This window comes from Aidingimonas halophila, assembly GCF_900106955.1.
Lineage (GTDB): Bacteria > Pseudomonadota > Gammaproteobacteria > Pseudomonadales > Halomonadaceae > Aidingimonas > Aidingimonas halophila.
Genome location: NZ_FNNI01000012.1, coordinates 16,409 through 32,768, shown reverse-complemented (window position 1 = coordinate 32,768; position 16,360 = coordinate 16,409). Strand labels below are relative to the sequence as shown.

Annotated in this window: 19 protein-coding genes and 1 tRNA gene; 16 read left to right on the top strand and 4 right to left on the bottom strand. The window is 57.5% G+C overall.

Annotation, left to right across the window (positions count from 1 at the left end):
* Positions 1–53 precede the first annotated feature (53 nt).
* A complete protein-coding gene (locus tag BLW01_RS17770) occupies positions 54–854 on the bottom strand; it encodes a TlpA disulfide reductase family protein (RefSeq protein WP_092572287.1) in 801 nt (266 codons plus the stop codon).
* A 130-nt stretch (positions 855–984) separates the two neighbouring features.
* On the opposite strand from BLW01_RS17770, the gene BLW01_RS17765 reads away from it, so the two are divergent.
* Positions 985–1,218 (top strand): hypothetical protein, encoded by a 234-nt coding sequence (locus BLW01_RS17765; RefSeq protein ID WP_092572285.1) that lies wholly within the window; start codon positions 985–987, stop codon positions 1,216–1,218.
* Here the strand turns inward: BLW01_RS17765 and BLW01_RS17760 are convergent.
* Positions 1,215–1,634, bottom strand: a complete 420-nt coding sequence (locus BLW01_RS17760; protein ID WP_092572283.1) for a VOC family protein — start codon at positions 1,632–1,634, stop codon at positions 1,215–1,217. The two genes, BLW01_RS17765 and BLW01_RS17760, sit on opposite strands and share 4 nt — an antisense overlap.
* Before the next feature lie 233 nt (positions 1,635–1,867).
* On the opposite strand from BLW01_RS17760, the gene BLW01_RS17755 reads away from it, so the two are divergent.
* Positions 1,868–2,071, top strand: a complete 204-nt coding sequence (locus BLW01_RS17755; protein WP_092572281.1) for a putative motility protein — start codon at positions 1,868–1,870, stop codon at positions 2,069–2,071.
* A 66-nt stretch (positions 2,072–2,137) separates the two neighbouring features.
* Here the strand turns inward: BLW01_RS17755 and BLW01_RS17750 are convergent.
* Positions 2,138–2,214: transfer RNA gene (locus BLW01_RS17750), tRNA-Pro, on the bottom strand.
* A gap of 81 nt (positions 2,215–2,295) precedes the next feature.
* Positions 2,296–3,285 carry an octaprenyl diphosphate synthase gene (gene ispB / locus BLW01_RS17745; protein WP_092572279.1) on the bottom strand — a complete coding sequence of 330 codons (990 nt, stop codon included), beginning with the start codon at positions 3,283–3,285 and terminating at the stop codon, positions 2,296–2,298.
* Between the two features lie 259 nt (positions 3,286–3,544).
* On the opposite strand from ispB, the gene rplU reads away from it, so the two are divergent.
* The 14 genes from rplU to BLW01_RS17675 all read left to right on the top strand — a co-directional run bounded on the left by rplU (position 3,545) and on the right by BLW01_RS17675 (position 16,350).
* Positions 3,545–3,856, top strand: a complete 312-nt coding sequence (gene rplU / locus BLW01_RS17740; protein WP_092572277.1) for a 50S ribosomal protein L21 — start codon at positions 3,545–3,547, stop codon at positions 3,854–3,856.
* 35 nt (positions 3,857–3,891) lie between these two features.
* Positions 3,892–4,149 (top strand): 50S ribosomal protein L27, encoded by a 258-nt coding sequence (rpmA, locus tag BLW01_RS17735; protein WP_092572275.1) that lies wholly within the window; start codon positions 3,892–3,894, stop codon positions 4,147–4,149.
* A gap of 149 nt (positions 4,150–4,298) precedes the next feature.
* On the top strand, positions 4,299–5,480 hold the full coding sequence (gene cgtA / locus BLW01_RS17730) for an Obg family GTPase CgtA (protein ID WP_092572273.1): 1,182 nt from the start codon (positions 4,299–4,301) through the stop codon (positions 5,478–5,480).
* Positions 5,481–5,488: 8 nt separating this feature from the next.
* Positions 5,489–6,628: a glutamate 5-kinase gene (gene proB, locus BLW01_RS17725; protein ID WP_092572271.1), complete on the top strand. Its 1,140-nt coding sequence runs from the start codon at positions 5,489–5,491 to the stop codon at positions 6,626–6,628.
* Between the two features lie 186 nt (positions 6,629–6,814).
* Entirely contained in the window at positions 6,815–7,081 is a 267-nt protein-coding gene (gene rpsT, locus BLW01_RS17720; protein WP_092572269.1) for a 30S ribosomal protein S20, read from the top strand.
* A gap of 84 nt (positions 7,082–7,165) precedes the next feature.
* Positions 7,166–8,782 carry a murein biosynthesis integral membrane protein MurJ gene (murJ, locus tag BLW01_RS17715; RefSeq protein WP_092572267.1) on the top strand — a complete coding sequence of 539 codons (1,617 nt, stop codon included), beginning with the start codon at positions 7,166–7,168 and terminating at the stop codon, positions 8,780–8,782.
* Between the two features lie 77 nt (positions 8,783–8,859).
* On the top strand, positions 8,860–9,939 hold the full coding sequence (ribF, locus tag BLW01_RS17710; protein WP_092572265.1) for a bifunctional riboflavin kinase/FAD synthetase: 1,080 nt from the start codon (positions 8,860–8,862) through the stop codon (positions 9,937–9,939).
* 10 nt (positions 9,940–9,949) lie between these two features.
* Positions 9,950–12,784: an isoleucine--tRNA ligase gene (gene ileS / locus BLW01_RS17705; protein ID WP_092572263.1), complete on the top strand. Its 2,835-nt coding sequence runs from the start codon at positions 9,950–9,952 to the stop codon at positions 12,782–12,784.
* A 41-nt stretch (positions 12,785–12,825) separates the two neighbouring features.
* On the top strand, positions 12,826–13,338 hold the full coding sequence (lspA, locus tag BLW01_RS17700) for a signal peptidase II (RefSeq protein ID WP_229806522.1): 513 nt from the start codon (positions 12,826–12,828) through the stop codon (positions 13,336–13,338).
* A gap of 37 nt (positions 13,339–13,375) precedes the next feature.
* Entirely contained in the window at positions 13,376–13,822 is a 447-nt protein-coding gene (gene fkpB / locus BLW01_RS17695) for an FKBP-type peptidyl-prolyl cis-trans isomerase (protein WP_092572393.1), read from the top strand.
* Positions 13,823–13,847: 25 nt separating this feature from the next.
* Positions 13,848–14,801, top strand: coding sequence for a 4-hydroxy-3-methylbut-2-enyl diphosphate reductase (gene ispH, locus BLW01_RS17690; protein WP_092572261.1), 954 nt, complete (start codon positions 13,848–13,850; stop codon positions 14,799–14,801).
* A 129-nt stretch (positions 14,802–14,930) separates the two neighbouring features.
* Positions 14,931–15,332: a type IV pilin protein gene (locus BLW01_RS17685; RefSeq protein ID WP_092572259.1), complete on the top strand. Its 402-nt coding sequence runs from the start codon at positions 14,931–14,933 to the stop codon at positions 15,330–15,332.
* A complete protein-coding gene (locus tag BLW01_RS17680) occupies positions 15,323–15,748 on the top strand; it encodes a type IV pilus modification PilV family protein (protein ID WP_092572257.1) in 426 nt (141 codons plus the stop codon). Before BLW01_RS17685 ends, BLW01_RS17680 begins: the two co-directional genes overlap by 10 nt.
* Positions 15,745–16,350, top strand: coding sequence for a PilW family protein (locus tag BLW01_RS17675; protein WP_092572255.1), 606 nt, complete (start codon positions 15,745–15,747; stop codon positions 16,348–16,350). The genes BLW01_RS17680 and BLW01_RS17675 overlap by 4 nt, the downstream gene beginning before the upstream one ends.
* The last annotated feature ends 10 nt before the right edge of the window (positions 16,351–16,360 follow it).

Genomic DNA, 16,360 nt, shown 5'->3' with positions numbered 1-16,360 from the left:
CGGTATGGTAACGGAAAGTCATCGCTCGCTTAAGCCTATGGCGGCGTTTTTACTCAATGGTCTTCGAGCCAGGCATCCAACTGGCTGCGGCTCAACTCGCCAGCATGGTGTTCCAGCGTATTGCCCTCACTATCGAACAGCATGGTGGTTGGTAATCCTGGTGTCTGGCTTAGCATAGTCAGTTCCTGATGCGGATCGAGCAATGCATAGCGAAATTCGAGACCTTGTTCGTCGAGATAGCGTGAGGCGTCAAGGAGATCCTCGCCTTGGTTGACAATGACCACAGTGACGTCATCACGAGTGTCGACTTCCTCCAGAAGCGGCATTTCCCGCAAGCATGGTGGACACCACGTAGCCCAGAGATTGACCAGAATTCGATCATCCTCCAGGTCTCTGAGATTCACCGATTCACCCTCCAGGGTTGCCAGAGTGATATCGGGGATCTGGTGAATGGGAAGGTCATCACTCAAAGGGGCCCATGCCACTATGGCAAGCCACAGGACCGTGCCGGCAACCAGCATGCTAGCGGCAGTCACAAAACGTAGCCACTGCCCGCGAAGATACCAGGCGGTCCAGGCCAGGGCGGCTACCAGTCCCCAGACTGGGCTGTAGCCCGGCTGCCAGAGCTTAAGGATGTCCATGGCGGCCCCCTGATAGGCTTCACTATGCGTGGCGACATGGCCCAGTCGTGCGCCGAGCAGCCAGAATAGCAGCATCGGGTTGAACCAGCGGGCATGGGCGCGTTTCGACAAGCCCAGTAACAGGAGGCTGGCAATCAGTAGTGCCAGACCCACGGCAAAGGCATAGAGTCGGGGCAATGAGATGAGTAACGGGCCTAGGGCAAGGGCATCCATGACAGCAATAGAACTCCAGCGCGTCCAGCGTGATGAGGGGTGACGACTGGCAAGCCTACTGTCATCATGGCGTGGCTGTCACCCATCTCTTGCAGGGGTATCCTGCAGGTTTGCCTGTTAGGAGTCATGCATGGCCGGAAAATCCTTTGATCGGTTACGTGCCCTGGCCATTGCCACCCAGGCAGTTGGTTTCGTGACCATCATCACGCTGGAAACGTTGCTGGGGGATGCCGCGCGATCCTGGCAAGCATTGACCCTGGGGGGGATGCTGGCCGCGGCGCTGAGTATCGCTGTGGCGCGTTTGTATCAGCGTAACAAGCAGCGGAAGTTTAGGGATCGGGCCAGGCATGATGAGTCAAATTAGGGGCGTGTCGGGGCGAGCCGCGTGCTGGTCGGGGCACAACGACGGGGATCGATGGTGACGACTTGCAATTGATGGCCCTCGGGCATGCTGCAGTACAGCACGCGCCAGGCGCATCCCGGTGCGCTACTGCCTTCGCTTTCGAATAGTGTGGCGCCGTGGTGGCGTAAATGTTCGCACGTGGCTTGGAATTCGTTATCAGCGACTTCAAGTGTCATCTGGCGTGGTTCAGAAGGTGTCTCGTCAGCCAGCAACATAAGAACCTGGGTGTGGTCACGCTCATCGGTTCCCACTTCGAAGGTGGCTCCCCACGGTGTGTGAAGTAGCAGAGGCAGTGCAAGCACCTCATGACAAAATGCCACCATTCGGTCGAGGTCACGAACATGGAGTACTGCACGGTCGAGCGATAGGCGTTGCATGGTGGTTTCCCTTATGGGGTCGTTCTCTCATTGATTTTCTTGGTCATCCTCTTAGTGTGAAACATCCGTAGGCGCCAGGCTGCTGGTTTCTTTTGATCCAGTTGATTGAAGAGAACTATTCTTCTGCCGATATGAATGGTTGCATACCCGTTTATGCGACGTGTTCGTCTGGCGCAAACGGATGCTCGATATCGAAGCAACCATGGTTAACCAAGAATAGTAGGAGTTCTGATATGGATGGAACGATAGAGGGGGCTGCAGGCGCATCCATGGCCATGCAGCAGTCACAGGTCATGCAGGAGGCACAGACCAAGGTCTTCAAGGAGGCTATGGAGTCTCAGGAGAACCAGATTGCTACACTGATGGATTCTGCCTCTCAAGCGCCGCAGTTGGCGACGGAAGGCTCAGTGGGCACTCAGATCAATACGTTCGCCTGAACCACTAAGTCATAAAAAAACCGCCACCCGGAGTGATCCGTAAGTGGCGGTTTTTGCTGATGTTCTTGGTCGGAGTAGCAGGATTCGAACCTACGACCTCTGCCTCCCGAAGGCAGCGCTCTACCAAGCTGAGCTATACTCCGCTAAAACGAGGGCAGACCTGCTGCCTTCTCGACGCTGCGTAATTATACGTATCCTGCCTGTGGATGCAATATAATCAAGGGTCAGGACTGACGCTCTACTGCGACATGGGCCAGATGCTTCATGCTGTCTCGATATTGGGAAGGGGGGAGCGAGTCGAGCTGTGCCAACGCTTTGTCGGCCATCTCTTCGGCGCGAGCACGCGTATAGTCCAAGGCGCCGGTCTCACGTACGATTTCCAACACGGCATCAAGGTGGTCGAGCCCACCTTGCCGAATGGCTTGCCGTATGAGCTTCGCCTGTTCAGGTGTTCCGGCGGCCATGGCGTGGATTAGCGGCAATGTAGGCTTGCCCTCGGCCAGGTCATCACCGATATTCTTGCCCATTGCCTGGGCTTCACCCTGATAATCCAGCAGGTCGTCAACTAACTGGAATGCCAGACCCAGATAGCGGCCATAGTGCTGGAGCGCCTGCTCCTGCTCGGGAGTCGCTCCGGCAAGAATGGCGCCGCTGTGCGATGCAGCCTCGAATAACATGGCCGTCTTGCCCTGGATGGTGTCGAAGTAGGCAGCCTCATCGACATCCGGATTGCCGACGTTGGTCAGCTGCATGACCTCGCCTTCGGCAATGGTGCAGGTTGCCGCCGAGAGAATCTCCATGATGCGCATGGAGCCGACTTTGACCATCATCTGGAAGGAGCGCGAATACAGAAAATCGCCCACCAGTACGGAAGGGGCATTGCCCCAGGCATCGTTGGCGGTGGCTTTACCCCGCCTGAGATGTGATTCGTCGACCACGTCATCATGCAGTAGGGTAGAGGTATGCATGAATTCGATCAGTGTGGCCAGGGTAATGTGCTGGTCGCTTTGATATCCCAATGAGCGCGCAGCCAATAATACCAGCAAGGGGCGCAATCGCTTGCCCCCACTGTCTATGATGTAGTGGCCTATTGACTCGACTAGCGGCACGCGTGACGCCAACTGTGCCATGATAGTGCGGTCGACGGCGCTGAAATCATCTGTCACCGCACTGTGTAAAGCGGGCGGTGAGGTAGGCGATGCTGTTGGCTGCATGGGCGCGTTGCTTATCCGGAGTGGGGCCGAGGAGCAGACCGGCCTTGGTTGCAAGCTATGCTATGGATGGCGCCTGGTAGCGTCAAGCGAGTGTTGCGTTACAGGGCCTCACTCCTGCCGCTTGTCTTGAGTGTTAGGAGCGGTTATAATCCGCCGCCCGACTCATCATGCTCCCTGTCAGATGGTTGCCAAGAGGGGCGCCACTCGCCGCAGGCCGATGAAGAGCGCAATCCCGATGAGTAGTTGGAGAACGTCTCATATGTATGCAGTTATCAAAAGCGGTGGCAAGCAATACCGCGTTCAGGAAGGCCAGACGCTGAAGCTCGAAAAGCTGGAAGTCGCCACGGGCGAGACGCTGGAATTCGATCAGGTCCTGCTGGTGGGCAGTGACGATGACGTCAAGGTGGGTGAACCACTTGTCGATGGCGCCAAGGTCTCCGCCGAGGTGGTGTCTCACGGACGTGGCGACAAGGTTCGCATTATCAAGTTCCGGCGTCGTAAGCACCATATGCGTCGCCAGGGCCACCGTCAGTGGTTTACTGAAGTCAAGATTACCGGGATTTCCGCGTAAGCGGCCACTCCCTCAGATAGAGCGAGGTATTAGCAATGGCTCACAAGAAAGCAGCCGGCTCAACGCGTAACGGACGCGATTCCGAATCCAAGCGCCTCGGTGTCAAGTTGTTCGGTGGTCAAGCGGTTACGCCGGGCAATATCATCGTCCGCCAGCGTGGCACCAAATTCCATGCCGGAACAGGCGTGGGAGTCGGTAAAGATTATACGCTGTTCGCCCTGGATGAAGGGGTGGTGAAGTTTGAAACCAAAGGGCCGAAGAATCGCAAGTTCGTCAGCGTCGTTTCTGCCTGAGAGTTTGCGTGCCGATATAGTGCCATTGGCAATTGCACCCCGGTGAAGGGGGCATGGTGCGAAAGGTGTTCGGCTTGGCCAAAAGAAGGCCCCGCTTCAGGCGGGGCCTTCTTGTATCATGACGGTGGTCACCGTCGGGAGAGCGAGTGATGCAGTTCGTCGATGAAGCCTCGATCATCGTGGAAGCCGGTAAGGGCGGTAACGGCTGTCTTAGCTTCCGGCGTGAGAAGTATGTGCCCAAGGGGGGGCCTGATGGCGGTGACGGTGGCCATGGCGGTAGTGTGTATCTGATCGGTGATGATGCGCTCAATACTCTGATCGACTTCAAGTACCAGCGTTTCTACAAGGCGCAGAATGGGCAGCCCGGTCAAGGGCGCCAAATGAGTGGCAAGACCGGCGATGACCTGCATGTCAAAGTGCCGGTAGGGACCACGGTGATCGATGAGGATACCCTCGAGGTGATCGCGGATGTCACGGAGGCTGGCCAGGTCGTTCTGGTGGCCCAGGGAGGGCGTCGTGGCCTGGGAAATATCCACTTCAAGTCATCAACCAATCGTGCGCCACGCAAGACGACACCGGGCACCGAAGGAGAGCGACGCAGTCTTCGCTTCGAGATGAAAGTGATGGCCGATGTCGGCCTGCTGGGGATGCCCAATGCCGGTAAATCGACCTTGATTCGTTCTGTATCGGCAGCCAAGCCAAAGGTGGCAGACTACCCGTTCACGACCCTGGTGCCCAACCTGGGAGTGGTTCAACTTGGTCGACATGAGCACTTCGTTATGGCGGATGTCCCCGGGTTGATTGCGGGGGCCGCCGAGGGTGCTGGCCTAGGGTTGCGCTTTCTCAAGCACCTTACACGGGCCCGTCTGTTACTGCATGTTGTGGATGTAGCCCCCGTCGATGACTCGGACCCTGTGGAATCTGCCGAGGCCATTACTCGTGAATTGGCGCAATTTTCTCCCGCACTGGCCGATCGGCCGCGCTGGTTGGTGCTCAACAAGCTTGACCTGCTTCCTGAAGGAGAGAGCGAGGAGCGAGCGGCTCGCATCATCGAGCGGTTGGGCTGGCAAGGGCCCGTGTATCGTATCTCGGCCATCCGGGGGGAGGGGACTGATGCGCTGGTTCAGGCGGTTCAGCGCTGGTTGACCGAGCAGCGTCGTATGGAGAATGAAGACGAACAAGTGGCCGAACAAGAGCGCGCCGTGCGTCGCCGAATGGAAGAAGAGTCGGTGACACGTACCGAAGCACACCTGGGGCGCAAGCGTCGACGCGACGACGATGATGATTTCAACGATGACGATTATGATGTTGACGTTGAGTATGTCCCCTGAGGAGTGTCATGGCCGATAATGAAAGGGCACCGGGGCGAGAGGCCCTGACTCATGCGAAACGCGTTGTCGTCAAGATTGGTAGCTCGCTGTTGACCAATGATGGCCGCGGGTTGGATGACCAGGCTATCGGTGGTTGGGTCGACCAGGTGGCGGCCCTGCATGCGCAGGGTCTTGATGTCGTGCTGGTGTCTTCGGGGGCGGTGGCTGCCGGTATAGTGAGGCTTGGCTGGTTGTCTCGACCCTCGGCAGTTCACGAGTTGCAGGCGGCGGCGGCTGTTGGGCAGAACGGGTTGACCGAGTGTTACGAAGGGCATTTCGGGCGCCACGGTTTGCTGACGGCTCAAATACTGCTGACTCACGATGACCTGTCTAACCGCAAGCGTTATCTCAATGCTCGGTCGGCTCTGCGGACGTTGGTCGACCTGCGTGTCGTGCCGGTGATCAACGAGAATGACACGGTAGTGACCGATGAAATACGTTTTGGCGATAACGATACGCTCGGTGCTTTGGTGGCGAATCTGCTCGAAGCCGATGCATTGGTTATCCTGACCGATCAGGAAGGTCTGTTCGATGCGGACCCTCGCTACCATGATGATGCGCGGTTGATCAGTGAAGGTCGTGCTGATGATCCCGCTTTGGCAGCAATGGCCGGTGGCGGTGGAGCACTGGGCAGAGGGGGGATGGCAACCAAGCTCAGAGCGGCCCAGCTGGCCTCTCGCTCGGGGGCCGTCACTGTGATTGCGGGGGGGCGTGAGCCTGGCGTGCTGACGCGTCTGATTGGTGGGGCGCGTCTCGGCACGCTATTGCGACCCGAGCAGGCGCCAATGGCAGCGCGTAAACGATGGTTGGCGGGACAGCTGCAGGTGCGCGGACGACTGGTACTGGATGCCGGGGCCGTCAGGGTGCTGCGTGACCAGGGGTCGAGCTTGTTGCCGGTAGGCGTCAAGTCACTGTCCGGCGATTTTGTTCGCGGCGAGATGGTGCTCTGTGTCGATGAGCATGGCAAACGCGTTGCCAAAGGGCTGGTTAATTATGGAGCGGATGATGCGGTCAAAATTCTCGGACGACCCAGCCATCAGATCGAGTCGATCCTGGGATATATTGAAGCGCCGGAATTGATCCACCGGGACAACCTGGTCGTGCTCTAGGGGGCGTAAGGGGGTGAGTACAGTGTGGCATGGGCCATGGGCGCTGTGCTAAGATACTGCATCCTCTCAGACACGGCCCGTGACCTGATCAAGGCCAAACCGATTGAGCTTTACTTTTTCTCAGTCGAGTCAGACATTTATCGAACGTTGCCGATGATACGGTAATCATTCTCCAAGGAGATAACGGTGGCAAATAGTAAGCAAGCCCGCAAACGTGCCCGTCAGGCGGAAGCGCGTCGCGTTCATAATGCGAGCCAGCGCAGCATGGTTCGTACCTACGTCAAGCGTGTTATCAAGGCGATTAACAGTGGTGATCACACCAAGGCGATGGATGAGTTCAAGGCTGCTCAGCCGATCATCGACCGTATCGCTGATAAGGACGTGTTTTCCAAGAAGCGTGCGGCACGCCTGAAGCATCGCTTGAATAAGCGAATTAAGGCGCTGGCTGCGTAAGCCGGTCGCTCTGATGAAAAACCGGCTGCGGCCGGTTTTTTTGTGGCTGCTACCTTTCTGCCAATGGCAACCCTATGACATGAGATGAGCGACGTGGCCACCGACGAACATCCGCCCGCAACTGCAGCAGAGGAATCCGTCTCGACAAATGCTCAGGCATCCGGTCGGGCCGGACTGTTGCGTTCGGGCATCATCGTCAGTGGCATGACCATGGTCTCTCGTGTCATGGGGCTGGTTCGCGATGTCGTCGTCGCTGCCCTTCTGGGGGCGACCAGTGGTGCCGATGCCTTCTTTGTGGCATTCAAGGTACCCAATTTCATGCGTCGTCTGTTCGCTGAAGGTGCCTTCAATCAGGCATTTGTCCCGGTTCTATCTGAGTACGCAACGCAACGTACCCGAGCGGAAGTACGGGAACTGGTGGACGCCGTTTCCGGCAGCCTTGCGGCTGTGCTGGTTCTACTGACGGCATTGGCGATGCTGGCATCGCCATGGCTGGTATGGGTGTTTGCCCCGGGATTCGGTCGCGATCCCGAGAAGTTGGCGCTTACGGCGGATATGCTGCGGTTGACGTTTCCTTACTTGCTGTTGATTTCCCTGACGGCATTTTCCGGCAGTGTGCTCAATACATGGAACCGCTTTGCCGTTCCGGCTTTTACCCCGGTACTACTCAATCTGTCATTGATCGGTTCGGCTGTATTGTTGACGCCCTGGATGAGTGATCCAGCAATGGGGTTGGCTTGGGGGGTGCTGATCGCCGGGTGTGCTCAGTTGACCTTCCAGGTACCGTTTTTGGTGCGACTGGGGTTGTTGCCGAGGCCCTGGCCCCGCTTTTCCCACCCAGGTGTGCGTCGAGTGATGGTGTTGATGGTGCCGGCGCTCTTCGGCGTGTCAGTGGCCCAGATCAATCTGTTATTGGATACGGTACTGGCGTCGTTGTTGGCATCGGGGAGTGTGTCTTGGCTGTACTATTCGGACCGGCTCATGGAATTACCGTTGGGGGTGTTCGGCGTGGCTATAGGGACCGTGATTCTACCCGCCTTATCCAAACGTCATGCCGAACAGTCTCGTGAACACTTCGCACGCATGCTGGATTGGGCGGTACGTGCGGTCCTGTTGCTAGGGCTGCCGGCGGCCCTGGCGCTGGCGGTATTGGCGGAACCGTTGCTGATCAGCCTGTTCCATTATGGCGCCATGACCGAGCATGATATCGTCATGGCGGCGATGAGTCTGCGGGCTTATGCCTTTGGTCTGGTGGCGTTCATGCTGATCAAGGTGCTGGCGCCCGGCTTCTTCGCCCAGCAGGACACCAAAACGCCGGTCAAGGTCGCCACCATGGCGATGGCTGCCAACATGGTCTTCAATTTGATGCTGGTCTGGCCAATGGCACATGCGGGGCTGGCACTGGCGACGGCATTGTCGGCCTTCCTGAATGCCGGCTGTCTAGGGTGGTTCTTGATCAAACGGGACGTTTTCGTATTTCAGCCTGGGTGGGGGCGCTTCGGTATCCAGCTACTGGGTGGATGTCTGGTAATGGGGGTGGTTCTTTGGTGGTTATCGCCGGCATGGCAGACCTGGCTGACATGGTCGGTATGGCATCGTGCCGGCCATCTGGCTGCCTTGGTACTGGGAGGTGCGTCCATCTACTTCGTCTGGCTGGCAGCAACTGGCGTGCGGTTACGCCATTTTCGCTTGAGTGCATAATATGGTAGGCCGTGAATGATGGGCTCCCGCCGGGCTGGCCGCTATAATCAAAGGTTCGACATGATCCTGGGTAACGCATGCAATTGATCCGAGGGCTGCACAATTTACGCGAGGCACATCACGGTTGCGTGGCCACCATCGGCAACTTCGATGGTGTGCATCGGGGGCACCAGGCAATTCTCGATCAGCTGCGTGAACGTGCACGAGAACTGGGCCTGCCGGTTACGGTCGTCGTCTTCGAGCCACAACCTCGTGAGTACTTCGCCGGCGAGCAGGCACCGCCCCGCTTGACCCGCTTACGGGACAAGGTTCGTCTATTGGCAGAGTACGGCGCGGAACGTGTGCTTTGCTTACCGTTCAATGAGTCCTTGCGTTGCCTGACAGCCCGGCAGTTCATTGATCAAGTGTTGGTCGATGGTCTGGGCGTTCGTCATTTGGTCGTGGGGGATGATTTCCGGTTCGGTCGCGAGCGCGATGGCGATTTCACATTGCTGGCCGAGGCCGGTGTCGAGAAAGGGTTCGATGTCGAGCATACCCGAACGTTCTTGCTCGACGACGAGCGTGTTTCCAGCTCCCGTGTCCGCACCCTGTTGACCAGTGGCAATTTTTTCCAGGCGGCGCGGATGCTGGGGCGGCCATATCAACTGTCGGGACGCGTGGTTGTCGACCAGCAGTTGGGACGAACCATCGGGATGCCCACCGCCAATCTGCCGCTGTTGCCCCAGCCATTGGCGTTGCGTGGTGTGTATGCGGTGGTTACGACACTTCCGGATGGTCGCCGCCTGCCGGGTGTGGCTAACATCGGCTGGCGACCCACGCTGGGCAGCACACGCCCAGTGTTGGAGGTTCACTTGTTCGATATTGATGAGGACCTTTATGGCATGCGGCTGGTCGTGACGCCATGTGCTCGTTTGCGGGGCGAGATCCGTTTCGATGGTCTCGAGCCGTTAAAGCGGCAGATCCATACCGATCGACAGCGAGCGCGCGCCTTTTTCGCTGATGCAGAGACGTGCGGGGGAGGAATGCGGGCGGTGACGTTGGTCGATGGTACGGCCGTGGATGCAGCGCTGCCCCTGACTTCGGCCCCCCTGGCTTGCGATTCCGTGACAATAGACACGTCGGTAGGCCCTACGGCCGCCGGCCATGATGATGGCTGATCCTGAACCTATGAGCGATTACAAACATACCCTGAATCTACCCGAGACGGATTTCCCCATGAGGGGCATGTTACCCAAGCGCGAACCCGAACGGGTAGCGCGCTGGCAGGAAATGGATATCTATCGCCGCCTGCGCGAACAGGGACAAGGGCGCGAAACGTTCGTGCTGCATGATGGTCCTCCCTATGCCAACGGCAGCATTCATATCGGTCACGCCGTCAACAAGATTCTCAAGGACATTATCGTCAAGTCGAAATTTCTGGCCGGCTATGATGCACCGTACGTGCCGGGCTGGGATTGCCATGGTTTGCCCATTGAGCACAAGGTGGAGACCACCCATGGCAAGCATCTTCCGGCGGAAGAGGCACGCAGGCTGTGCCGCGAATACGCCAGTGAGCAGATCCAGGAGCAGATGAAGGATTTCGTTCGCCTGGGTGTCGTTGGCGATTGGGACAATCCTTACCGCACCATGGACTACGCCAACGAGGCTGGCGAGATCCGTGCCCTGGCCGCGATGGTCGAGGGGGGGTATGTGTTCAAGGGGCTCAAGCCGGTCAATTGGTGTTTTGATTGTGGCTCGGCACTGGCGGAAGCAGAAGTCGAGTATGCTGACAAGACATCCGACGCCATTGATGTCGCCTTCCCCGTGGCCGAACCGGATAAGCTGGCCGGAGCGTTCGGGTTGAGTGAACTTCCCAAACCGGCGGCTGCGGTCATCTGGACGACGACGCCCTGGACCATTCCTGCCAACCAGGCCCTCAATACTCATCCCGATGTGGTCTATGCGTTGGTCGACGTCGGCGAGCGTCTGCTCTTGGTGGCAGAGGAACTTGTGGCTTCCTGCCTGGAGCGTTTCCAACTCGATGGCCAGATCATTGCAACGGCTCAGGGTCAGAGGCTCGACAGGATTGAGTTCCGTCACCCTTTTTACGATCGCCGCTCGCCCATTTATTTGGCTGATTACGTCGAAGTCGAAACCGGGAGTACCGGGGTGGTTCACTCCGCGCCCGCCTATGGCTTGGATGACTTCGAGACCTGCCGTGCCCATGGCATGGATTTCAGTGACATCCTGAGCCCCGTCCAGAGTGACGGCGTATACGCTGAGGATCTCCCCTATTTTGGTGGCCAGTTGATCTGGAAGGCCAATCCGCAGATCGTAGAAAAACTGCGCGATGTTGATGCTCTGTTGGCACACAAGACCATCACGCACAGTTATATGCACTGCTGGCGCCATAAGACACCGGTCATCTATCGTGCCACGGCCCAGTGGTTCGTGGGAATGGATGTCAAAGATAACCAGGGAGTCAGCCTGCGTCAGCGGGCGCTGGAAGGGATTGAGGCGACACGCTTCACGCCGTCCTGGGGCAAGGCGCGGCTACACGCCATGATCGCCAATCGTCCGGACTGGTGTATTTCCCGTCAGCGTAACTGGGGGGTGCCGATTCCTTTCTTCCTGCATCGGCGGACCGGCGAGCTCCATCCTCGTACGGTAGAACTGATGGAAGTAGTCGCCCAACGGGTCGAAGTCGAAGGGATCGATGCCTGGTTCCGTCTGCCAGCGGAAGAGTTGCTGGGCAGTGAAGCAGCCGACTACGAGAAAGCCACCGATACGCTGGATGTCTGGTTCGATTCCGGTACCACGCACTGGCATGTACTGCATGGGTCTCACTCTCATGGTCACGATCAGGGACCGCGTGCGGACCTGTATCTGGAAGGTTCCGATCAGCACCGTGGGTGGTTCCATTCGTCATTGCTCACCGGTTGTGCCATCGATGGTCACCCTCCATATAAGGGGCTGCTGACCCACGGCTTCACTGTCGATGCCCAAGGGCGGAAGATGTCGAAATCGATGGGTAATGTCGTCGCGCCTCAAGAGGTCATGGATAAGCTGGGCGCTGATATTCTGCGTCTGTGGGTCGCCTCGACAGACTATTCTGGCGAGATGGCTGTATCCGATGAGATTCTAAAGCGAATCGCCGATGTCTATCGCCGTATCCGCAATACGTCACGCTTCTTGTTGGCCAACCTCAACGGTTTCTCACCCGAACGCCACGCGGTACCGTTCGACGAGATGCTGGCGCTGGATCAGTGGGTCGTCGATCGGGCCGCACAATTGCAGGAGAGAATCCAAAAGGCGTATGCCGAGTACCGGTTCCTCGATGTCTATCAGCAGGTGCATACATTCTGTGCTCGTGAGTTGGGTGGTTTCTACCTGGATATCATCAAGGATCGACAATATACGACTCAGGCTGAATCGCTGGCACGACGCAGTTGCCAAACGGCGCTCTACCATGTCGTCGAGGCTCTCTCGCGCTGGATCGCCCCGATCCTGTCGTTCACTGCCGATGAGATCTACGAACATATTCCGGGGGAACGTTCCGACAGTGTACTGTTGGAAACCTATTACGATGGTTTGAAGACATTGGATGAAACAGCACTGCTGGGGCGGGATTTCTGGGAACAGGTGCTGGAGGTCAAACAGGCCGTCAACAAGTGTCTGGAAGATGCCCGTAACGCCAAGAAGATCAACAGTGGTCTGGCGGCAGAAGTGACGCTCTATACGAGCGATGCCTTGCGCGAGATGCTGGGGCGACTGGGTGACGAGCTACGTTTCGTTCTGTTGACCAGTGATGTTCGTCTGGCTCCCCTGGCTGGGGGGGACGATGCGGAAGCGACCGATTTGGACGGTTTACGGGTTGCCGTGTGGGCTTCACTGCACAAGAAATGCGAGCGTTGCTGGCATCATCGGGAAGACGTGGGAACCCATTCCGAGTCTTCTGAGCTCTGCGGACGTTGCATTTCCAACTTGCCGGAGGGGGCGGGGGAAACCCGTCGCTATGCATGATCGGCTTCAAACGGTCAGGTTCGGGCCGGCAGGGGTATGGCATGAATACACGTAACGACCAGGCACCCCCGATGGTCCGCCCCTTGCGCTGGCTTTGGCTATCGGTGGTGGTGATTGCGCTGGATCTGGGGACCAAGGCACTGGCCAGTCACTGGTTGAACTATGCTGACCCTGTGACAGTGTTGCCTGTGTTTGATCTGACACTACTGCATAATACCGGTGCCGCCTTCAGTTTCCTGGCGGATCATGCCGGTTGGCAGCGCTGGTTCTTCGCGACCGTCGCAGTGGGGGCCAGCGTCGCTCTTACGCTCTGGATGAGACGACTACGAGCTCACGAAAAGGTGTTGGGTGCCTCGCTAGGGGCTATTATCGGTGGTGCTCTGGGCAATTTATATGATCGTATGGTCCATGGGTATGTGATTGATTTCCTTTCCTTCCATTGGGGACAGTACTACTTCCCGGCCTTCAATCTGGCGGATACCGCCATCACGCTCGGAGCAATCGGTTTGATCTGGGAATCCTTCCGCGATGCCAGACGAAAGCGGGCACATTGATTGGTGGCCCATGGCACAACAGTCTGAGAGGCGCATGATGAGTGAATACCGGATCGAGGAAGGCATGGAAGTGACACTGCACTTCTCGCTGAAGCTCGAGGATGGCACAGTCGTTGATTCCACCCATGATAAGTCACCGGCGACGTTCCAGGTGGGGGACGGGAATCTGCCTCCGGGTTTCGAAGCACCGCTCAAGGGGCTCGCCGAGGGAGAAAGCGGCCGTTTCGAGATTTCGCCCGAACATGGCTTCGGTCAACACAACCCCCAGAATGTGCAACTGCTGAAACGTGATGACTTCGAAGAGCTGAAACCGGAAGAAGGGGTGGTGATGTCGTTCGCCGATGCAGCCGGTGGAGAGGTGCCGGGCGTTATTTCTCGGGTCGATGATAACCAGGTTGAGGTTGACTTTAATCACCCTCTCGCCGGGCGTACCCTATTGTTTGAAGTGGAAGTCATCAGCGTTCGCCCCATGACCACGCATTGAAGCCTGACAGGCAAGCGAGGTAAATATGCAGATCAAGCTGGCCAATCCCCGCGGTTTCTGTGCCGGTGTCGATCGCGCCATAGAAATCGTTAACCGCGCGCTGGATGTCTTCGGTCCGCCGATCTATGTCCGCCATGAGGTCGTGCACAACCGTTTCGTCGTCGATAGTCTGCGCGAACGTGGCGCTATCTTCGTCGAGGAGTTGCAGGAAGTTCCCGATGATGTGATTGTGATCTTCTCGGCGCATGGGGTGTCTCGTGCCGTGCAGGAAGAAGCCGAGCGCCGAGGCCTGCGGGTATTCGATGCCACCTGTCCCCTGGTGACCAAGGTACATATGGAAGTGCTCCGTTATGCTCGCCGTGGCCAGGAGTGCGTATTGATCGGGCATGAAGGCCATCCCGAGGTGGAAGGTACCATGGGGCGTTATGATCGCTCCTACGGCGGCGATATCTACCTGGTCGAGGATGAGGCCGATGTCGCGGCGCTCGAGGTCAAGGACCCTTCTCAGTTGGCGTTCGTGACCCAGACGACTCTCTCGATGGACGATACCTCCCGGGTCATTGACGCACTGCGTGGCAAGTTTCCAGAGATTCAAGGACCCCGCAAGGATGATATCTGCTATGCGACTCAGAACCGGCAGGACGCCGTGCGAGAGCTGGCGGCAGATAGTGATCTGGTCCTCGTGGTAGGCAGTACCAACAGTTCCAATTCCAACCGCTTGCGCGAACTTTCTGAACGGGTCGGCACCCCAGCATACCTGATCGACGATGCCGATAAGGTTGAAGCTGACTGGCTCGACGGTATCGAGACAATTGGTATCACAGCGGGAGCGAGCGCCCCGGAAGTGCTGGTCAAAGGAGTCATCGAACGTTTGCAGACATTGGGTGCCAGTGCCCCCGAAGAACTGGTCGGTCGGGAAGAAAACATCACGTTTTCGATGCCGACTGAGTTGCGGGAGCGTGTCATAGCGAGCGATTAGATTGTTCGGAATGGCCTGATGAATGATGAAAGCCGGATCTTCGGGTCCGGTTTTTTTATGGCTGCTCTGTTATATGCATGACTGCTGATTCATACTGGTGCCAGGAATAATACAGAGAGAAAACAAGGAATGTGTCTCATCAGGGAAAGGGGCGCCAGGGATGGGCAATCGGGCATGACGCTGCTCGAGTTGCTGATTGTTCTGCTCATTATCGGCCTGGTCATGGCTGTTGCTTATCCGCTTTATACGGGCTACCTGGAATCGGCACGACGTACCGATGCAAAGTCGGCGCTGGTGGATATCGCCGGTCGACTGGAGCGTTGCTATACCCTGAATCAGACCTACCAAGGATGTGTCGACGACCTTGATCGGGGTATGGAATCTGCCAAAGGGTTCTATGAGATCCAGGCAAGCCTCGAGGCATCGACGTATACACTGATCGCGTCTCCACAAGGGGCTCAGGAAAACGATAGTTGTGGTGAACTGACACTGACCCAGTCCGGCAACGAGGCACCAAAGGCATGCTGGTAATTCGTTGCTGTGGCAACTCGACCCGGGGTGCCAGCCTGGTTGAGGCTTTGGTGGCATTGCTGGTGTTGTCCATCGGGATGCTGGGAGTCGCTGCCATGCAAATCAAGGCGATGCAGGGAAGCCATGTTGCTTATCAACGCGGCCTGGCCTCATTGATGACATCGGACGCCAGGGAGCGGCTGTGGGCGACACTGGGGATGACTCGCGGAGAGTGTCCCTCTGCTGGTGCAGTCGAAACGGATTGGCAGGAGCATTGGGCTGATGTGTTGCCCTCGGTTCGCGAGTCGAGTGCCATTGATGAGATCGCTTCCTGCACCTACTCGATCATCATCACTTGGCAAGAAAGGCGCTTGGACAAGGAAACATCGACGCCAAGATTGCGGACCATCACTCGCTTACCGAGACGGAGTGAATGATGTGCCTCTCTTCTCGGCCATCCCGGCGAAAGCCCCAGAGAGGAGTGACTCTTGTCGAGCTGATGATTGCCTTGGTGATTGGCGTGTTGATGACGCTCGGTACAGTTCAACTCTTCATGAATGGCACGCAAGCCCTGACACAGACCCAACGCCAGGCAGAGCGCCAGGAGGTCTTGAATATTCTCTTCGAACTGCTGTCCCGCGACATACAAGTCGCCGACGGCAGGGTGACGCCAGTGATGGACGGGCAGGCCGTCACGCGATCCGGTTACTTGCTGGCTGAGTTCAATGGCCAGGGTGGAACTTACGATCCTTTCTGTGCCGACGATCGCCTTGAGGGGGTTGAATATTTCAAGGCGCAGGATAAGGACGATGTCATGGTCCGAGCTCAGTGCCGGGATCCACGCGGCACTGTTTATAATCAGGCCGCACAACCAGTGATCAGCCACGTGGCATCCCTGGAATTCGAGCGGAAAGATGACTGGGAAGGGGTGATTGCGATCGAGGTGAAGGCATCCATGAACCTGCCTGATAGTACCGAAGACCATTCAGCGTCCTTCTTGGTGGTCAATCGCAATAGTGTCATGACGCGTCTCGAGTGAAGCCGGAGTC